The 1,154-nt window shown below is 74.3% G+C and carries 1 protein-coding gene and 1 pseudogene; both read right to left on the reverse strand.

Annotated features, from left to right (window positions below):
• Positions 1 to 862, reverse strand: an 862-nt coding sequence (locus tag G3I19_RS36540; RefSeq protein ID WP_164267952.1) for an ABC transporter ATP-binding protein, incomplete at its 3' end; no start/stop codon positions are given.
• Positions 863 to 1,154 (reverse strand): annotated as a pseudogene (locus G3I19_RS36545) (energy-coupling factor transporter transmembrane protein EcfT); the annotation flags it as partial.

Raw genomic sequence — 1,154 nt, forward strand, 5'->3', positions numbered from 1 at the left:
CGACCGGTCCGGCGGGCGGTGGTGCGGCCGGGTCCGTGCGGGCCAGGCCGACCAGCCGCTCGCGGAGCGCGGCGGCCCGGCGCCTGGCGTCCCGTACGGACAGCGGCAGCGGATCCCAGCCCGCCAGCCTGCCCAGCGCCACGACCGGCGGGAAGACGGGGGACACCGCCATCACATCGGCGGGTGTGCCGAGCACCGGAGCCTCGCCGGGACCGGGCAGCAGGATCACCTGGTCCGCGTACTGCACCACCCGCTCCAGCCGGTGTTCGGCCATCAGCACCGTCGTGCCCAGGTCGTGCACCAGCCGCTGCAGGACGGCCAGCACCTCCTCGGCCGCCGCCGGGTCGAGCGCGGACGTCGGTTCGTCGAGGACCAGCACCTTGGGGTGCGGGGTCAGCACGGAGCCGATCGCGACCCGCTGCTGCTGACCACCGGAGAGCGTCGCGATCGGGCGGTCGCGCAGCTCGGTGAGGCCCAGCAGGTCGAGAGTCTCCTCCACCCGCCTGCGCATCACGTCCGGGGCGACGCCCAGCGACTCCATGCCGTACGCCAGCTCGTCCTCGACGGTGTCCGTCACGAAGTGGGCGAGCGGATCCTGGCCCACGGTCCCCACCAGATCGGCGAGTTCGCGTGGTTTGTGGGTACGGGTGTCCCGGCCGTCGACGGTGACCCGGCCGCGCAGCACCCCGCCGGTGAAGTGCGGCACCAGCCCGGACACCGCGCCGAGCAGCGTCGACTTGCCGACGCCCGAGGGGCCGACCAGCAGCACCAGCTCCCCTTCGGGCACGGTCAGATCGACCCCCCGCACGGCGGGCTCCCGCGCATCGGCGTACGTGACCGACACCTGCTCGAACCGGATCACTTACGCCCTCTCCTCTTCCTTCTCTGCCTTCGGTACGGGGGCTTTCGGCACGCGGCCTCTCGCTGCGGGAGCCTTCGGTACGGGAGCCTTCGGTACGGGAGCCTTCGGTACGGGGGCCACGAACGCGGGGACGAGACCGATCAGCACCGCGGCCGCCGGCCACAGCGGCAGCACCGGCGCCACCAGCGGGACCACACCGGGGTGCAGCGCCGCCGTGTCCCGGCCGCCCGCCCAGATCATCAACGCGGCCACCGCGACCCCCGAGCCCGCGACCAGCCAGGCGCGCGGGCCC

The organism is Streptomyces sp. SID10853, assembly GCF_010548145.1.
Taxonomy (GTDB): Bacteria; Actinomycetota; Actinomycetes; order Streptomycetales; family Streptomycetaceae; genus Streptomyces.